Below are 17,024 nucleotides of genomic sequence, written 5' to 3'. Positions count from 1 at the left end.
ATCCCCTTACACACTCTTCGCAATCGGCAGGTTGTCATCGCGGTGAACTTCACCTTCTTCCCGCTCGTCAGTGATGGTGCGGAAGACGTTGTACGCCATCAGCAGCATACCGGTGAGGAACATGGTCCCGCCCAGCCAGCGCACGATGTAGCCCGGGTGACTTGCGATCACGCTTTCCACGAAGCTGTAGGTCAGAGTGCCGTCGGCGTTAAACGCACGCCACATCAAGCCCTGGGTGATACCGTTCACCCACATGGCAGCGATATAGAGGACGGTACCGACAGTTGCCAGCCAGAAATGCGCATTGATCAGGCGCACGCTGTACATCTGGCGACGATTCCACAGTACTGGGACCAGGTGATACAGGGCACCGATGGAAATCATCGCAACCCAACCCAACGCGCCAGAGTGCACATGGCCTACGGTCCAGTCGGTGTTGTGCGACAGGGCGTTTACCGTCTTGATGGACATCATCGGACCTTCGAAAGTGGACATGCCGTAGAACGACAGGGATACCACCAGGAAGCGCAGGGTCGGGTCAGTGCGCAGTTTGTGCCAGGCACCGGACAGGGTCATGATGCCGTTGATCATGCCGCCCCAGGAAGGCGCCAGCAGAATCACGGACATGATCATCGCCAGGCTCTGGGTCCAGTCCGGCAGTGCGGAGTAATGCAGGTGGTGACCGCCGGCCCAAACGTAAATGGAGATCAATGCCCAGAAGTGCACGATGGACAACTGGTAGGAGTAAACCGGGCGCCCGGCCTGCTTCGGCACGAAGTAATACATGATGCCGAGGAAAGCGGCGGTCAGGAAGAAGCCCACCGCGTTGTGGCCGTACCACCACTGGATCATGGCATCAGTCGTACCCGCAAACAGTGAGTAGGATTTGAAGGCGCTGACAGGCACTTCCAGGTTGTTGACGATATGCAGCGCTGCGATGGTGATGATGTAGGCACCAAAGAACCAGTTGGCTACGTAGATGTGGGATGTGCGGCGCTTGACGATGGTGCCGAAGAACACCAGCGCATAGGCAACCCAGATCAGCGCAATCAGGATGTCGAGGGGCCATTCCAGCTCAGCGTACTCTTTACTGGATGTCAGGCCCATCGGCAGAGTGATAGCGGCTCCCAGAATGACGACCTGCCAGCCCCAGAAAGTAAACGGGATCAGCCAGCCGCCCCAAAGGCGGGTCTGACAGGTGCGTTGCACGACGTAATAGGAAGTGGCAAACAGCACGCTGCCGCCGAATGCGAAAATCACTGCATTGGTATGCAGGGGACGCAGACGACCGAAATGCGTAAACGGCTGCCAGATATCGTTCAGCGCAGGCCACGCCAACTGTGCGGCGATCAATACGCCGACGCCCATTCCAACAATGCCCCAGACCACCGACATAATGGTGAACTGGCGCACGATGTTGTAGTCATAGTCCGGCAACTTGCCGGCCTCTGCCACCGTTGTCGTCATTGTGTTACTTCCATTGCTTTTTAAAATTCGTTTCCGTCATACGCAAGGGAGGCCGCCACCGGAATAGCGGCCATACCTTTACGGTAGACCGGGAAGGCCTAAAAACGACGATTTAACCGCTTCAATCGCCGCTTCAGGTTGATCTAGATCAAGTCCCTACCTTTGCCCGCGGCAATTCGCAGGCGCAGGGCGTTCAGTTTGATGAAGCCTTCGGCGTCTTTCTGGTTGTAAGCACCGGCATCATCTTCAAAGGTGGCAATACGCTCATCGAACAGGCTGTCCGCAGAGCGTCGCCCAACCGCGCTCACACTACCTTTGTAGAGTTTCAGGCGCACTTCACCATTGACCACAGACTGGGACTCGTCGATGGCCACCTGCAACATGCGGCGCTCGGGAGACCACCAGTAACCGTTGTAAATCAGCTTGGCGTAACGTGGCATCAGCTCATCTTTCAGGTGCGCCACTTCGCGGTCCAGAGTGATGGACTCGATGGCACGATGCGCCTTCATCAGAATGGTGCCGCCGGGGGTTTCATAGCAGCCGCGAGACTTCATGCCCACGTAGCGGTTTTCCACGATGTCCAGACGACCGATACCGTTGGCACCACCCAGCTTGTTCAGTTTTTCCAGCAGAGTTGCCGGACTCAGGCGCTCGCCGTCAATGGCGACGGGGTCGCCTTTTTCAAACTGCAGGGTGATATAGGTGGGCTGGTCCGGCGCAGACTCGGGGCTGACACTCCAGCGCCACATATCTTCTTCTGCTTCCGCCCAGGGTTCTTCGAGCACTCCACCCTCATAGGAAATGTGCAGCAGGTTGGCGTCCATGGAGTAAGGGGACTTTTTCTTCTTGTTGGAAAAGTCCACCGGAATCTTGTGCTGCTCACAATACTGCATGAGCTTTTCGCGGGACGTCAGATCCCACTCACGCCAGGGCGCGATGACCTGGATACCCGGCTTCAGCGCGTAGGCACCCAGCTCGAAGCGGACCTGATCGTTACCCTTACCGGTCGCACCGTGGGAAATGGCGTCAGCACCGGTCTCGTTGGCGATTTCAATGAGCCGCTTGGCGATCAGGGGGCGCGCGATGGAGGTACCGAGAAGGTACTCTCCCTCATAAATCGTATTGGCGCGGAACATCGGGAAAACGAAGTCGCGCACGAACTCTTCCCGCAGGTCGTCGATGTAGATTTCCTTTACCCCGAGGGCTTCCGCCTTGGCGCGTGCAGGCTCGACCTCCTCGCCCTGACCGATATCGGCAGTAAACGTGACAACCTCGCAGTTATAGGTGTCTTGCAGCCAACGCACGATCACGGAAGTGTCGAGTCCGCCGGAATACGCCAATACCACCTTGTCGATCTTGCTCATTACTATCCTCTGTATTGTGGCCCTTGCTGCGGGCAATAGCGTCACCCAACAGGTGCACGGCTCCCTCAAAGGAAGCGTTACACCTGAGAAAAATCTCGATCTGGGGGATTTTTTTTTGGAGTGTGCCCAGGAATAGCGGATAGCCCGCTTTTTTCGGGGCGCGATTGTAGCGTTTAGAAACGCCCACGACTAGCACCAGCGACAGGCGTTCCAAATTGCCTACAAAACACCCAACAGCCTTTGTTTACTTTATATTCAATATGCCGACTTAAGCGGCTTTTTCCGCAGTTTTCGCATTTTTTTGGCGCTTCGGGTAGCATCGGCGCCGCGATCAATCCGGGAGGAAGTATTCGGTGAACCCCAAGCAGCAAATTACCCTGCGCGCGCCAGATGACTGGCATATCCACCTGCGTGACGGCGCAGCCCTGGCACGTACCGTCGGCGATGCCGCCCGCCAGTTCCGCCGCGCCATCATCATGCCCAATCTGGTCCCCCCGGTGGTGAACGCGGAGGATGCGCTAGCGTACAAAACCCGCATTCAGGCGGAGGTACCGGCGGGCCTTCAATTTACGCCTCTGATGGTGATCTATCTCACCGACAACACGACTCCTGAGATGGTGCGTGAAGCCCAGGCTGCCGGCGTCGTCGCCGCCAAGCTTTACCCGGCCGGCGCCACCACCAATTCCGATTCCGGTGTGACGGATATCAACAACATTTATCCGGCGCTTGAAGCCATGCAGACCTGCGGCATGAAACTGCTACTGCACGGCGAAGTGACAACCAGCGATATCGACATCTTTGATCGCGAACGAATTTTCATCGAACAGATTCTCGGGCGTGTCGTCGAGGACTTCCCGACCCTGAAAGTAGTGCTCGAACATATCACCACCGCGCATGCGGCAGAGTTCGTCGGTCAGGCCCGAGAAGGTGTTGCCGCCACCATCACCGCGCACCACCTGCTCTACAACCGCAACCATATGCTGGTCGGAGGCATACGCCCCCACTACTATTGCCTGCCAATCCTGAAGCGCGGCTACCACCAGAATGCGTTGATCGAAGCCGCCACCAGCGGCAGCCCGAAGTTTTTCCTCGGAACCGATTCCGCACCGCACGCCCAGGGCAAAAAGGAAACCGCCTGTGGCTGCGCTGGTTGTTACACCGCTTTCAGCGCCATTGAGCTTTATGCAGAAGCTTTCGAACGCGCCGGTAAACTCGAGAAACTAGAGGGGTTCGCCAGTGAGTTTGGCCCGGACTTCTACGAATTACCGCGCAATACCGATACCATCACCCTGGTGCGCGAGCCCTGGACCCTACCTTCTGGCCTGCAGATGGGCAACGAGTCACTGATTCCGCTGGCGGCGGGAGAAACGCTTAACTGGCGACTCGCCTGAGTTGCAGTACCCTACTGCGGGCAACCACAGGCTTGCCTGCAGTTTATCCAATTATCGACTTTCGAAGACAACAACCAGGAACCCCCGTGACCCCAGCAGAAGCGCCCACCGGCCCCAAGAGTTTATTGGCACAGCGATTCCGTGGTTTTCTCCCCGTGGTGCTCGATCTCGAAAGCGCGGGCTTCAACTCGCGCACTGACGCCCTGCTCGAAGTTGCCGCCGTGATCCTGAACATGGATGAGGAAGGCACCCTGTACCCGGAGGAGACCCACAGCTTCCATATCGAACCCTTTGAAGGCGCCAATATTGAGCAGTCCGCGCTGGATTTTATCGGTATCGACCTGGAATCCCCCGATCGCGATGCCTGGCCTGAGGAAATCGCTCTGCCGGAGATGTTTCGCAAAATCCGCAGTGCAATAAAAAACCACAGCTGTACCCGCGCCATCATGGTCGCCCACAATGCCCATTTTGACTTGGGGTTCATCAATGCGGCCGTGAACCGCTGCGGGATCAAGCGCAACCCTTTCCACCCCTTCTCCTGTTTCGATACCGCAACCCTGGCCGGACTCGCCTACGGCCAGACCGTGCTCGCCAGAGCCTGCCAGGTCGCCGGTATTCCATTCGATAACAGCAGCGCCCACTCTGCGGAATACGATGCCGAGAAAACCGCGGAACTGTTCTGCGGTATCGTCAATCGCTGGCGCGATATGGGGGGCTGGCCGATGGCTGCAGTCATTCCCGAGGAAAACGACGAATTGGAAGATACTGCCGGGGAGGATGAAAACTCCCCGGAGAAATAACCTTTCCGGAGGTATCCTCGCTGCTATAGCCCTACACACCGCGGTCGTCAGCACAGACAAATACAACTTTGGTCGCATACACACTGCAAAACCACACCGTTAGGCTGGGGCGACTGGCCACAACAATATCGACAAGAACAATAACGGTGAAAGCAATGATGAATAGCAGACTCGGCCGGCAGTTGCGCCAGGGCATCTTCGGCCTGTTTTTACTCCAGGGCGGCGCCGCCGCACATGCTGGAAACTGGCAGCAAAATGTCGCTATCGCCGGGTTCGATAAGGTCCACGTCTATACCCCCGATACCGTCTCCCCGATCGGCAGTGGCAAATCACTGCTGCTACTACTGCATGGATGCGTGCAGTCCATCGACGCTTATCTCGGCGCCAACCTGGAAGATGTGGCGGAAGAATACGGCATGGTCATCGCCGTGCCCGAGGCCATGCACAAGGCGGGCTTTAGCTGCTGGTCTTACTGGGAGGGGGAAAGATCCCGCTCCGCGGGGGACTACAAGAACCTGGTCGACCTGGCCAGCTCAATGAGCAGTGATCCGGATCGCAAGATCGACCCAAGCCAAGTGTATATTGCCGGACTCTCGTCCGGTGCGGTATTTGCCAACACCACCGCCTGCATCGCACCAGATATATTTGCCGGTATGGGGATCAGCGCGGGGCCGAGCATCGGCACCAGTCCCGCAGGAGCGATTCGCCATTGCGAAGCCGCAGATGTCGCCAGCCGCTGCAACAGCTACGCTAGCACACATGCCGACCACTTCAGCACCCAGATTACTGCCATTGCACACGGTACTGAGGACTCGACCGTCGACCAATGCTACAACCGCCAGAATGCCGAGGGCCTGGCTAGTGTCTACGGCGTCACTTCCGAGCCAGAAACCACGATTTATCGGGAGGGTACCCGCAGCGCTACGCAAAGCCTGTGGCAGGAGGGGCGTGTTGCCATGGTATGGCTGGACGGTGTAGGCCACGCTTGGTCAGGCGGAGAGGGAGCCAGCGGCACCTACGTAAGTGACAACGGCATCAATTACGCCCGCTACCTGGCTCGCTACTTCACCAGCAATAATAAAAGGGTCACTCATTAGCACAGCTCTGTAAGCCCGCCAATACGCAATGGGTGATTTTTTGCACAGATTGCGATAATATCTGCCGCTCACACATAAAAAACGGACAAAGTAGTGGCCAAGAAAGCATCGGGCGCAAGCAAGCGCAGTAAGGAAACCGTTTCCGGCGAGTCACGGGAAACCATTGAAGCCCAGGTACAGGCCTTTCTCGCTAATGGTGGAAAAATCGAACAAATTCCCAAGGGCGTCAGTGGCCAGACAAACACTTCCGGCCCCAAGCACATCACGCTGGGCAAGAAGCCCCGCGCCTGATCGCCGCCATTGCGATCAGTACGAGATCCCGGTCTCCGCGAAAGCGCACCCTCTTCCGATATCGGTTGCCGGTGGCCCTGCCCACAGGAATTTGCGGAATACCTGACCTTGCAGACAGACCGGAGAGGCAGCGCGCTTCCCGGGAATGTAAAGCAGACACAATGATGTATCGCGGACATAAAAAAGGCGGGTTACCCCGCCTTTTTTATGTCTTTGAAGCTGACCTTTAGGTCAGGGCATCTCATCCAGCTCCGAGCCTTCCCTGACAGGCGGCATCAGATCTTCCTTGGAAACTTTCATGGCCATCAGCAGATTCGCAGCCACATATACCGAGGAGAAGGTACCGATTACCACACCGATAATCAGCGCCAAAGAGAAATTGTGAATCAGCTCGCCACCAAAGAATTGCAGTGCCCAAAGGACCAGCAAGGTGGTGAATGAGGTCATGAAGGTTCGACTCAGGGTCTGGCTCATGGAAATATTGATCACCTCCTCCGGGGAAGCCTGACGCACTTTGCGGAAATTCTCACGCACCCGGTCATATACCACAATGGTGTCGTTGATCGAGTAACCAATAACCGCCAACACCGCTGCCAGTACCGTAAGATCGAAATCCAGGCGCAGAATGGCAAAGAAGCCGAGCACGATGATCACATCGTGAATCAGCGCTACCACCGCACCAACGGCGAACTTGTACTGGAAACGCAGTGCCACATAGGCCATCACCACCACCAGGGCAAACAGCATGCCCAGACCACCGTCGTCGCGCAGCTCTTCACCAATCTGCGGACCAACCATTTCTACCCGGCGCAGATCGACACGGCCGTCAGTGTGCTGGCGCAGCGCGGCAACCACTTTATCGCCAATGGAATCGTTGGCCTCAGCTTCGCGGGCGTTCTGCGCAGCCTGCTTTTCCGCAATCTCCGGAGGTAGCTTGATCAGCAGCTCGCTGTCGGAACCGAAGCGCACCACTGCTGCGCCGGTAAAGCCGGCTTCATCCAGCTGATCGCGTACGTCCTCTATCTTCGGCGCCTTCTCATAGCCCACTTCGATCTGGGTACCGCCGGTAAAATCGAGCCCCAGCTTCAGGCCATTCACTGCCAGCGCAATCAGAGATGCCACCACCAACGCAATGGATATGGCCGCAGCCAGTTTGCGCCAACGCATGAAATCGTACACGCGCTTGCCCATATACTCGGTGATTTTTCCGTTTTCTTCTTTGCTATTACTCATCACCGTCCCCTTAAATCCAGAGTTTCTGCACGCGGCGACCGCCGTAGAACAAGTTGATCAATGCCCGGGTACCCATGATCGCGCTGAACATGGACGTCAAAATCCCGATCGACAGCGTAACAGCAAAGCCCTGCACCGGACCGGAGCCGATTGCGTAAAGAATCACTGCCACAATCAGGGTTGTGATATTAGCGTCAACGATCGCACTGTAGGCGTTGTCAAAACCCGCATTGATGGCGGATTGAGGCGGCAGCCCATTGCGTAACTCCTCCCTGATCCGGGAGAAAATGAGTACGTTGGCGTCCACCGCCATGCCGATCGTCAGCACCATACCGGCAATACCCGGCAGGGTGAGAGTCGCCCCGAGAATGGACATCACCGCCACCAGCAGTACCAGGTTGACCGCCAGTGCAATATTGGCAGCGAGACCGAACACCCGGTAGAACACCAGCATACAGATCACCACAGCCAGCAGACCGATCTGTACCGAAGTGACGCCAACCTCAATATTGTCTGCGCCGAGAGAGGGGCCAATAACCCGTTCTTCGACGAAATACATAGGTGCGGCCAGCGCACCAGAGCGGAGCAGCAGCGCCAGCTCTTGCGCTTCCGCCGCCTCCAGGCCCGTAGTGCGGAATTGTTTACCCAGAGGGTTCAATACGGTGGCCAGACTGATGATTTTTTTGTCATCGACACGTTTCTGCACAATGACTTCATTACCCTCGGCATCCAGCTGTTTTTCCGGGGTAAAGCGGCTTTCTACAAACAGCGTGCCCATAAGACGACCCACATTCTTCCAGGTCGCACGGTGCATCATTTCACCACCGCGGGAATCGAGGGTAATGTTTACCTGCGGCATGCCGTTTTCATCGTAGCCAACCCGAGCATTGGTTACCCGTTCGCCGGCAATAATCACCTTTCGTTCCAGCCAAGCGCCGCCGCGAGTCGCACGATCACGCTCATCGCGATACTCGAAGTATTCCTTGCTATTGGCCAGTGCATCGGGCTCGGCCGCCATCCGGAATTCCAGGTTGGCGGTCTTGCCGATGATTCGCTTGGCTTCCGCTGTATCCTGTACACCAGGCAATTCCACCACGATGCGGTTGCGGCCCTGACGCTGAACAATTGGTTCGGCGACCCCCAGTTCATTTACCCGGTTACGCAGGGTGGTAAGGTTTTGGGAGACCGCGTAATCTTCGAGCTGCTTGATTTCCTGATCTGCAAGAGTTATGTGGATTTCCAGGTTACTGCCGCTTCCCGCTTCAGTGAGAAGCAATGTAGGAAACTCTTTACGCAGTGTGCGCATCCCCAAAGTGCGCAACTCTTCATCACGGAAACGGGCGACGATTTCCCGGTCATCTACCAGATCAACACTGCGGTAGCGAGCCTTGGCGGTACGCAGCTTGGATTTCACCTCAGAGACGTAGCCATCCATATTGGCCTTTACGATGGAGTTGGTATCCACTTCCATCAGGAAGTGCACCCCACCGGCAAGATCGAGACCAAGCTTCATCGGGCTCGCCCCCATTCTGCTGAGCCACTCCGGTGTAGTGGGAGCCAGATTCAACGCCACCACATAGTCACTGTGCCCCAGAGACTCCTGAATGGCGCGCTTGGCCGGCAGCTGCTCCTCAAGGGACTTCAGGCGCAGCAGTACCGCTTTTTCCTGAACTTCTCCACCGAAGTACTCAATTCCCGCCTCGTTCAGCGCCTTTTCGGCACGGCTCAGTACACCCTGATCGATCTTCAGGGAGCTCGATTGACCGGAGATCTGGACGGCAGGGTCGGGACGGTACAGATTGGGGGCTGCATACAGCAGTCCCAATCCGGTGATAATCAGGATCAGGAGATATTTCCAGAGGGGATAGCGATTCATGCTGCTCTCATTGTTGGAATGGCCCGCTGGGCGGGCTCGTTTTTAGCGATATCCGTGGATATGCGGGCTAACTCTTATCTTTACAAGGCCGGATAGCAGCCGCGCCAGCCGGATTGACTGCGCGCCGGCCAGATACCGGGGACAAAAGACGGTGGCTGATTATACGGGGATAAAAAGTCGGAACAAATGCGCCACCCCGTGGTTTACCCCAGTGGTGGCACTTCTCGTCCCAGACCGCGATAAAAATCGGCCACAAATCCCTCAAGATCTCCGGCATCCAGCGCATCGCGAATCTTCTGCATCAGCCGCTGGTAATGCCGCAGGTTGTGAATGGTATTGAGCTGAGACCCGAGAATCTCCCCGCACTTGTCCAGATGATGCAAATAGCTGCGGGAAAAATGCTCGCAGGTGTAGCAGTCACACTCTTCGTCCAGCGGACGTGTATCGTGGCGATGTACCGCGTTGCGAATCTTGACCACTCCAGCGAAGGTAAACAGGTGCCCATTACGGGCGTTACGGGTGGGCATCACGCAATCGAACATATCGACGCCGCGGCGAACCGCCTCAACGATATCCTCCGGCTTGCCGACACCCATCAGATAGCGGGGCTTGTCCTGCGGCATTTTGTAGGCGAGGTGATCGAGCACCTTAATCATCTCCTCCTTCGGCTCCCCTACCGATAGCCCGCCAATGGCATAGCCATCGAAGCCCAACTCCGTCAGTCCCGCCAGGGAGACATCTCGCAATTCGGGGTACATGCCGCCCTGCACAATACCGAACAGCGCCGAGGGGCTGTCTCCATGAGCCTCCTTGGAACGCTTGGCCCAACGCAGCGACAGCTCCATAGACTTGCGCGCCTCGTCGCTCGTCGCCGGATAGGGGGTACACTCATCGAAGATCATCACGATGTCCGAGCCCAGATCCCGCTGTACCGCCATGGACTCTTCCGGCCCCATAAATACCGGACTGCCATCCACCGGAGACTTGAAGGAGACCCCCTCTTCGGTGATTTTGCGCATCTGCCCCAGGCTGAACACCTGAAAACCACCGGAATCGGTCAGGATGGGCCCGTGCCACTGCATGAAATCATGCAAATCCCCGTGGGCTTTGATGACCTCGGTACCGGGGCGTAGCATCAGGTGAAAGGTATTACCGAGAATGATGTGAGCACCGATAGCCTCAACATCCCGTGGCAACATGCCCTTGACTGTTCCATAGGTACCCACCGGCATAAACGCCGGGGTCTCCACCACACCGCGGGGAAACGTCAGGCGCCCGCGTCGGGCTTTGCCTTCGGTGCTGTCCAGCTCAAACTGCATAAAACACTGGCGACTCACAGGGTTCTCCTCAAATGAATTTCGGACGCTGTAGCAAAAAGTTCTGAGGCACTGTTAAGCACATCATTCAGCGCATCCGACTTCCGCTGGATCCACATCGGGATTGCGGTCAATCAGCATGGCGTCGCCATAGCTAAAGAATCGGTATTTCTCTTCCACCGCCTCGTGATAGGCATGTATCGAATGGCGATAGCCGGCAAATGCGCTCACCAGCATTAACAGCGTGGATTCCGGCAGGTGGAAATTTGTAATCAGGCGGTCAACCACCCGGAACTTGTAGCCGGGATAGATGAAAATCTCAGTTTCCCCAACCGTCGGCTGTAGTGTACCGGACGCCGCGGCACTCTCGAGCGCCCGCACACTGGTGGTGCCGACAGCCACTACCCGGCCACCGCGGGCACGGCACTCCGCTACCGCCTGGCATACGGCCTCCGACACATCCAAGACCTCGCTGTGCATTTTGTGGGTATGGATATCGTCGACCCGCACCGGCTGGAAGGTTCCCGCACCCACATGCAGTGTCACAAATGCCGTTTCGACACCGTTTGCACGCAACGTGTCCAGCATCTCGTCATCGAAGTGCAATCCTGCGGTAGGCGCCGCCACGGCGCCGGCATTACGGCTGTAAACGGTCTGGTAGCGTTCGCGGTCCGTATCGTCATCCGGCCGGTCAATATAGGGCGGCAACGGCATATGCCCGAGGCGCTCCAGAACTGGCAGTACCCCTTCTTCAGGGAATTCGAGCTCGAACAGTGCATCGTGCCGCGCGATCATCTGTAGGGCGGTATCGTCTTCCAGCAGGATTTCACTGCCGGGTTTGGGAGACTTGCTAGAACGCACATGCGCCAGCACCCGTCGGTCATCCAGCACCCGCTCAACCAGTATTTCAAGCTTGCCGCCACTGGCCTTGCGACCAAACAGTCGCGCCGGAATCACCCGTGTGTCGTTAAACACCAACAGATCCCCGGGGGACAATAGACCTGGCAGGTCGGCAAACTGGCGGTGGGTAATCTCGCCGCTCGGCCCGTCAAGGCACAACAGGCGGCTGCCGCGACGCTCTTTTGTGGGCGTGCGGGCAATCAACTCATCGGGAAGATCGAAATGGAAATCCTGGCGGCGCATGGAATCAGTTTAGGTGGACAATGAACGGGCGCGAAGAGTAACGGAATCCGTCGACTTCGCCAAATCTGGTTGACCGCTAACAAGCCATCGCTATAATCAACACCCTCGCCGAGGCACCTGAAAGCGCATTCGCCTCGTGCCATTGCCAGAGTGGTGAAATTGGTAGACACAGGGGATTCAAAATCCCCCGCCCTTAAAAGCGTGCCGGTTCGAGTCCGGCCTCTGGTACCAAACAAGAAAGGCCTGCAATTGCAGGCCTTTTTTTGTTTCACAGAGCAAAATGTTCCCATTTGCTTTCACGCGACAACTGCCGACGCGGATTGCGCACAGCGATGAGCTGCACTAGGAATACCTGTGTGGCAACAAGTAAAACAGGAAGCGATAATTCGCTTGATCTGGACGATCCTGGCAAACGCTACCCGGCCCAGGCTTCTACACTCTATCAAAGCGCCACTGCATAGTACTGGGAAACAGCGCTGACGGCTCCGCTGGCTTACTCACAGCATAAAAATTTGCGAAATTACTGACCTTTGACTCGTTATCGACGGACAAGGCTCGAGTGCCAACACTGACATTTCGCTTTTATCGTGAGTTGAATGATTTCTTAGCGCCTCCCCTGAGACAGCGCAACTTCTCTTTCGATTTCGCTGCACTTGGCAGTATCAAGAACGCGATAGAGTCACTGGGGGTACCGCACACAGAAGTGGACTTGGTTCTGGTAAACGGCCAATCGGTAAATTTCGAGTACCGGCCGCAGGATGGTGACCGCGTGAGTGTCTATCCACTTTTTGAATCACTGGATATCTCGAGTATTACCCGGCTTCGTCCTTACCCTCTGCGCGAATCACGCTTTATCCTGGACTGCCACCTTGGTCGTCTTGCCCGCTACCTTCGGATGTTGGGCTTTGACTGTATATTTTACGGCCATTGCACGGACGAGCAGCTGGTGAAAATTTCCGTCGATCAACAGCGAATATTGCTGACTCGGGATATTGAGCTGCTGAAGCGAAGAGCGCTAACACACGCGTATTATGTTCGCGCCACCAAGCCACTGAATCAGATCGAAGAAATCATTACGCGATTGCAGCTACAGAACAGCTTCGCCCCCTTTTCTCGCTGCACTTTCTGCAATGCTCCTTTGGTAAAGGTGAGTAAGCAGGCAGTGTGGTCCAAAGTTCCGGAACAGAGCCGTCGACGATTTAACGACTTTGCCTGCTGTAAGAATTGCGGCCGGGTGTATTGGAAAGGCAGTCATTACGAGCGCATGCAGCGACTGATTGAGAAGCTAAGGAAAAAATGAGCTCAGCCGCTACGCTTTCGGACAAATGTTCACTGCATATAGCTTCGGGAATAATAAAACCTGACACTGACCTACAGTGGGTGGCGAGCGGTGCTCGCCATCGCGGGGCGACGCCTTCGGCGCCCTAGCCTTTGCACCTTCGGTGCATGGCCTTTCACATGGCAGCGCTTTGCGCTGCGAGGTAGTAAAAAATTCATCGTATCCAAAAAACAAAACCCCCGCAGGATTCCCTGCGGGGGTTTTCTTTTTTAGATGCCTGACAAAGCTGCGAGCAGCTTTGGACTGCCGTAGGCAGCCCGGAGGGTGAGAGCCTTGGGCTCGAATCACCATGACCATTGCGCGCAGCGAAATTGGTCATCGGCAGGCGTAAAAGAAGAAAGGCCGTACAGTTCCCTGTACGGCCTTTCGGATTTGAAGCCTGACGATGACCTACTCTCACATGGGGAAGCCCCACACTACCATCGGCGATGTTGCGTTTCACTTCTGAGTTCGGCAAGGGATCAGGTGGTTCCACAACTCTATTGTCGTCAGGCAAACTGGCTTGGGTTGGCTTGGTCTTATGGGCTCTTTGCCCTGCGCTGCCGCTTGACTGTCCGTTTGCACTCGCTTTTTAGCGATAACAGTCAACCCAAATACTTCGGTAAAACATTCTGTAGTAATACACCGCAAGTCGATCAATCGAACACTGCGTCTCTCGGCTCACAATCCGCTGATCTCATTCGATCAGTCAATCGTTAGTAACCATCTCTGTTGTATGGTCAAGCCGCACGGGCAATTAGTACTGGTTAGCTCAACGCCTCACAACGCTTCCACACCCAGCCTATCAACGTGGTAGTCTTCCACGGCCCTTCAGGACTCTCAAGGAGTCAGGGAGATCTCATCTTGAAGGAGGCTTCCCGCTTAGATGCTTTCAGCGGTTATCCCGTCCGAACATAGCTACCGGGCAATGCCACTGGCGTGACAACCCGAACACCAGAGGTTCGTTCACTCCGGTCCTCTCGTACTAGGAGCAACTCTTCTCAAATCTCCAACGCCCACGGCAGATAGGGACCGAACTGTCTCACGACGTTCTAAACCCAGCTCGCGTACCACTTTAAATGGCGAACAGCCATACCCTTGGGACCGGCTTCAGCCCCAGGATGTGATGAGCCGACATCGAGGTGCCAAACACCGCCGTCGATGTGAACTCTTGGGCGGTATCAGCCTGTTATCCCCGGAGTACCTTTTATCCGTTGAGCGATGGCCCTTCCATACAGAACCACCGGATCACTATGACCTACTTTCGTACCTGCTCGTCATGTCTGACTCGCAGTCAAGCGCACTTATACCATTATGCTCATTGCATGATTTCCGACCATGCTGAGTGCACCTTCGTACTCCTCCGTTACTCTTTGGGAGGAGACCGCCCCAGTCAAACTACCCACCATACACTGTCCTCGATCCAGATCATGGACCAGAGTTAGAACCTCAAACATACCAGGGTGGTATTTCAAGGATGGCTCCACAGTGACTGGCGTCACTGCTTCAAAGCCTCCCACCTATCCTACACAAGTAGGCTCAAAGTTCAGTGCAAAGCTATAGTAAAGGTTCACGGGGTCTTTCCGTCTAGCCGCGGGTACACTGCATCTTAACAGCGATTTCAATTTCACTGAGTCTCTGGTGGAGACAGCTTGGCCATCGTTACGCCATTCGTGCAGGTCGGAACTTACCCGACAAGGAATTTCGCTACCTTAGGACCGTTATAGTTACGGCCGCCGTTTACCGGGGCTTCGATCAAGAGCTTCGCTTACGCTAACCCCATCAATTAACCTTCCGGCACCGGGCAGGCGTCACACCCTATACGTCCACTTACGTGTTTGCAGAGTGCTATGTTTTTAATAAACAGTCGCAGCCAACTGGTCACTTCGACCGCCAACAGCTTACGGAGCAAGTCCGATCACCGTCAGCGGCGTACCTTCTCCCGAAGTTACGGTACCATTTTGCCTAGTTCCTTCACCAGAGTTCTCTCAAGCGCCTTGGTATTCTCTACCTGACCACCTGTGTCGGTTTAGAGTACGGTTCACAATTGCCTGAAGCTTAGAAGTTTTTCCTGGAAGCAGGGCATCAACCACTTCGTCTCTTAAAGAGACTCGTCATCAGCTCTCAGCCTTAGGGACCCGGATTTGCCTAAGTCCCCAGCCTACTACCTTAAACATGGACAACCAATCGCCATGCTGGCCTAGCCTTCTCCGTCACTCCATCGCAGCAATTGCAAGTACAGGAATATTAACCTGTTTCCCATCGACTACGGCTTTCGCCCTCGCCTTAGGGGCCGACTAACCCTGTCCCGATTAGCGTTGGACAGGAACCCTTGGTCTTCCGGCGGGGAGGTTTTTCACCCCCCTTGTCGTTACTCATGTCAGCATTCGCACTTGTGATACCTCCAGCAGACCTCACAGTCCACCTTCAGCGGCTTACACAACGCTCCTCTACCATGCAACATAGTTGCATCCGCAGCTTCGGTTACCAGTTTGAGCCCCGGTATATCTTCCGCGCGGGCCGACTCGACTAGTGAGCTATTACGCTTTCTTTAAAGGATGGCTGCTTCTAAGCCAACCTCCTAGCTGTCTGGGCCTTCCCACATCGTTTCCCACTTAACTGGTATTTGGGACCTTAGCTGGCGGTCTGGGTTGTTTCCCTTTTTCGACGACGGACGTTAGCACCCGCCGTGTGTCTCCCGCGATTGCACTCCTCGGTATTCGGAGTTTGCATGGGGTTGGTAAGTCGGGATGACCCCTAGCCCAAACAGTGCTCTACCCCGAGGGTGAGACGCGAGGCGCTACCTAAATAGCTTTCGAGGAGAACCAGCTATCTCCCGGCTTGATTAGCCTTTCACTCCGATCCACAGGTCATCCCCTAATTTTTCAACATTAGTGGGTTCGGTCCTCCAGTTGATGTTACTCAACCTTCAACCTGCCCATGGATAGATCGCCGGGTTTCGGGTCTATTGCCTGCAACTAAACGCCCTATTAAGACTCGATTTCTCTACGGCTCCCCTATGCGGTTAACCTTGCTACAGACAATAAGTCGCTGACCCATTATACAAAAGGTACGCAGTCACAGAACAAGTCTGCTCCTACTGCTTGTACGTATACGGTTTCAGGTTCTATTTCACTCCCCTCTCCGGGGTTCTTTTCGCCTTTCCCTCACGGTACTGGTTCACTATCGGTCAGCTGGGAGTATTTAGCCTTGGAGGATGGTCCCCCCATATTCAGTCAAGATAACACGTGTCCCGACCTACTCGATTTCACTCAATGTGCCTTTTCGTGTACGGGGCTATCACCCTGTATCGCGGAACTTTCCAGATCCTTCCACTAAAACATAAAGAGCTTAAGGGCTAATCCCCTTTCGCTCGCCGCTACTCAGGGAATCTCGGTTGATTTCTTTTCCTCCGGGTACTTAGATGTTTCAGTTCCCCGGGTTCGCCTCGCATAGCTATGTATTCACTATGCGATACCTGTAAACAGGTGGGTTTCCCCATTCGGACATTCCAGGATCAAAGCTTGTGTGCCAGCTCCCCTAGACTTTTCGCAGGCTCCTACGTCCTTCATCGCCTCCAGCTGCCAAGGCATCCACCGTATACGCTTAGTCGCTTGACCATACAACACAAACGACTACTTACGACTGGACGCGCATTGACTAACGCTTACTTACGCCATGTTTCCACAACAATAAGCGAGTACAACTGCACGTTGTATGTATTTGAA

The 17,024-nt window shown here is 55.5% G+C and carries 11 protein-coding genes, 1 tRNA gene and 2 rRNA genes; 6 read left to right on the top strand and 8 right to left on the bottom strand.

All coding sequences use genetic code 11. The annotated features are described in order from the left end of the window. Window positions 1-6: 6 nt before the first annotated feature. Together ccoN and PVT68_RS17980 are read right to left on the bottom strand one after the other, a co-directional pair. Window positions 7-1,467, bottom strand: a complete 1,461-nt coding sequence (ccoN, locus tag PVT68_RS17985; protein ID WP_280320452.1) for a cytochrome-c oxidase, cbb3-type subunit I — start codon at window positions 1,465-1,467, stop codon at window positions 7-9. A gap of 143 nt (window positions 1,468-1,610) precedes the next feature. After that, complete coding sequence (locus PVT68_RS17980; RefSeq protein ID WP_280320451.1) at window positions 1,611-2,831, bottom strand: argininosuccinate synthase; 1,221 nt, start codon at window positions 2,829-2,831, stop codon at window positions 1,611-1,613. 353 nt (window positions 2,832-3,184) lie between these two features. Between PVT68_RS17980 and pyrC the strand changes: the two genes are divergently transcribed. The 4 genes from pyrC to PVT68_RS17960 all read left to right on the top strand — a co-directional run bounded on the left by pyrC (window position 3,185) and on the right by PVT68_RS17960 (window position 6,410). Then, entirely contained in the window at window positions 3,185-4,222 is a 1,038-nt protein-coding gene (gene pyrC / locus PVT68_RS17975; RefSeq protein WP_280320450.1) for a dihydroorotase, read from the top strand. Window positions 4,223-4,308: 86 nt separating this feature from the next. Further along, complete coding sequence (gene rnt / locus PVT68_RS17970; protein ID WP_280320449.1) at window positions 4,309-5,022, top strand: ribonuclease T; 714 nt, start codon at window positions 4,309-4,311, stop codon at window positions 5,020-5,022. A gap of 155 nt (window positions 5,023-5,177) precedes the next feature. Further along, window positions 5,178-6,119 carry an extracellular catalytic domain type 1 short-chain-length polyhydroxyalkanoate depolymerase gene (locus tag PVT68_RS17965; RefSeq protein ID WP_280320448.1) on the top strand — a complete coding sequence of 314 codons (942 nt, stop codon included), beginning with the start codon at window positions 5,178-5,180 and terminating at the stop codon, window positions 6,117-6,119. A gap of 93 nt (window positions 6,120-6,212) precedes the next feature. Continuing rightward, window positions 6,213-6,410, top strand: a complete 198-nt coding sequence (locus tag PVT68_RS17960; RefSeq protein ID WP_280320447.1) for a hypothetical protein — start codon at window positions 6,213-6,215, stop codon at window positions 6,408-6,410. A 231-nt stretch (window positions 6,411-6,641) separates the two neighbouring features. Here the strand turns inward: PVT68_RS17960 and secF are convergent, their stop codons facing one another. The 4 genes from secF to queA all read right to left on the bottom strand — a co-directional run bounded on the left by secF (window position 6,642) and on the right by queA (window position 11,978). After that, window positions 6,642-7,643 carry a protein translocase subunit SecF gene (gene secF, locus PVT68_RS17955; protein ID WP_280320446.1) on the bottom strand — a complete coding sequence of 334 codons (1,002 nt, stop codon included), beginning with the start codon at window positions 7,641-7,643 and terminating at the stop codon, window positions 6,642-6,644. A 10-nt stretch (window positions 7,644-7,653) separates the two neighbouring features. Further along, window positions 7,654-9,519 (bottom strand): protein translocase subunit SecD, encoded by a 1,866-nt coding sequence (gene secD / locus PVT68_RS17950; protein ID WP_280320445.1) that lies wholly within the window; start codon window positions 9,517-9,519, stop codon window positions 7,654-7,656. Between the two features lie 203 nt (window positions 9,520-9,722). Next, window positions 9,723-10,838: a tRNA guanosine(34) transglycosylase Tgt gene (tgt, locus tag PVT68_RS17945; RefSeq protein ID WP_456085777.1), complete on the bottom strand. Its 1,116-nt coding sequence runs from the start codon at window positions 10,836-10,838 to the stop codon at window positions 9,723-9,725. Between the two features lie 81 nt (window positions 10,839-10,919). Beyond that, window positions 10,920-11,978 carry a tRNA preQ1(34) S-adenosylmethionine ribosyltransferase-isomerase QueA gene (gene queA / locus PVT68_RS17940; RefSeq protein ID WP_280320443.1) on the bottom strand — a complete coding sequence of 353 codons (1,059 nt, stop codon included), beginning with the start codon at window positions 11,976-11,978 and terminating at the stop codon, window positions 10,920-10,922. A gap of 144 nt (window positions 11,979-12,122) precedes the next feature. On the opposite strand from queA, the gene PVT68_RS17935 reads away from it, so the two are divergent. Further along, window positions 12,123-12,209: transfer RNA gene (locus PVT68_RS17935), tRNA-Leu, on the top strand. Between the two features lie 328 nt (window positions 12,210-12,537). Continuing rightward, the gene (locus tag PVT68_RS17930; protein WP_280320442.1) at window positions 12,538-13,278 is read left to right on the top strand and encodes a Mut7-C RNAse domain-containing protein; all 741 of its coding nucleotides are present in this window, start codon (window positions 12,538-12,540) and stop codon (window positions 13,276-13,278) included. 416 nt (window positions 13,279-13,694) lie between these two features. Here PVT68_RS17930 and rrf read toward each other — a convergent pair. Then, window positions 13,695-13,810: ribosomal RNA gene (rrf, locus tag PVT68_RS17925) — 5S ribosomal RNA — on the bottom strand. Window positions 13,811-14,032: 222 nt separating this feature from the next. Continuing rightward, a 23S ribosomal RNA gene (locus PVT68_RS17920) occupies window positions 14,033-16,916 on the bottom strand. Window positions 16,917-17,024: the final 108 nt, after the last annotated feature.

It is taken from the genome of Microbulbifer bruguierae, from assembly GCF_029869925.1.
Lineage (GTDB): Bacteria > Pseudomonadota > Gammaproteobacteria > Pseudomonadales > Cellvibrionaceae > Microbulbifer > Microbulbifer bruguierae.
Note: the sequence above shows the minus strand (reverse complement) of the source record. Positions and strands in the feature narration are given on the sequence as shown.

Coding starts and splice junctions, on each gene's coding strand:
- PVT68_RS17980 (WP_280320451.1), bottom strand. CDS start 2,831: ATGAGCAAGATCGACAAGGTGGTATTGGCGTATTCCGGCGGACTCGAC.
- secF (WP_280320446.1), bottom strand. CDS start 7,643: ATGAGTAATAGCAAAGAAGAAAACGGAAAAATCACCGAGTATATGGGC.
- tgt (WP_456085777.1), bottom strand. CDS start 10,838: ATGCAGTTTGAGCTGGACAGCACCGAAGGCAAAGCCCGACGCGGGCGC.
- ccoN (WP_280320452.1), bottom strand. CDS start 1,467: ATGACGACAACGGTGGCAGAGGCCGGCAAGTTGCCGGACTATGACTAC.
- secD (WP_280320445.1), bottom strand. CDS start 9,519: ATGAATCGCTATCCCCTCTGGAAATATCTCCTGATCCTGATTATCACC.
- PVT68_RS17965 (WP_280320448.1), top strand. CDS start 5,178: ATGATGAATAGCAGACTCGGCCGGCAGTTGCGCCAGGGCATCTTCGGC.
- queA (WP_280320443.1), bottom strand. CDS start 11,978: ATGCGCCGCCAGGATTTCCATTTCGATCTTCCCGATGAGTTGATTGCC.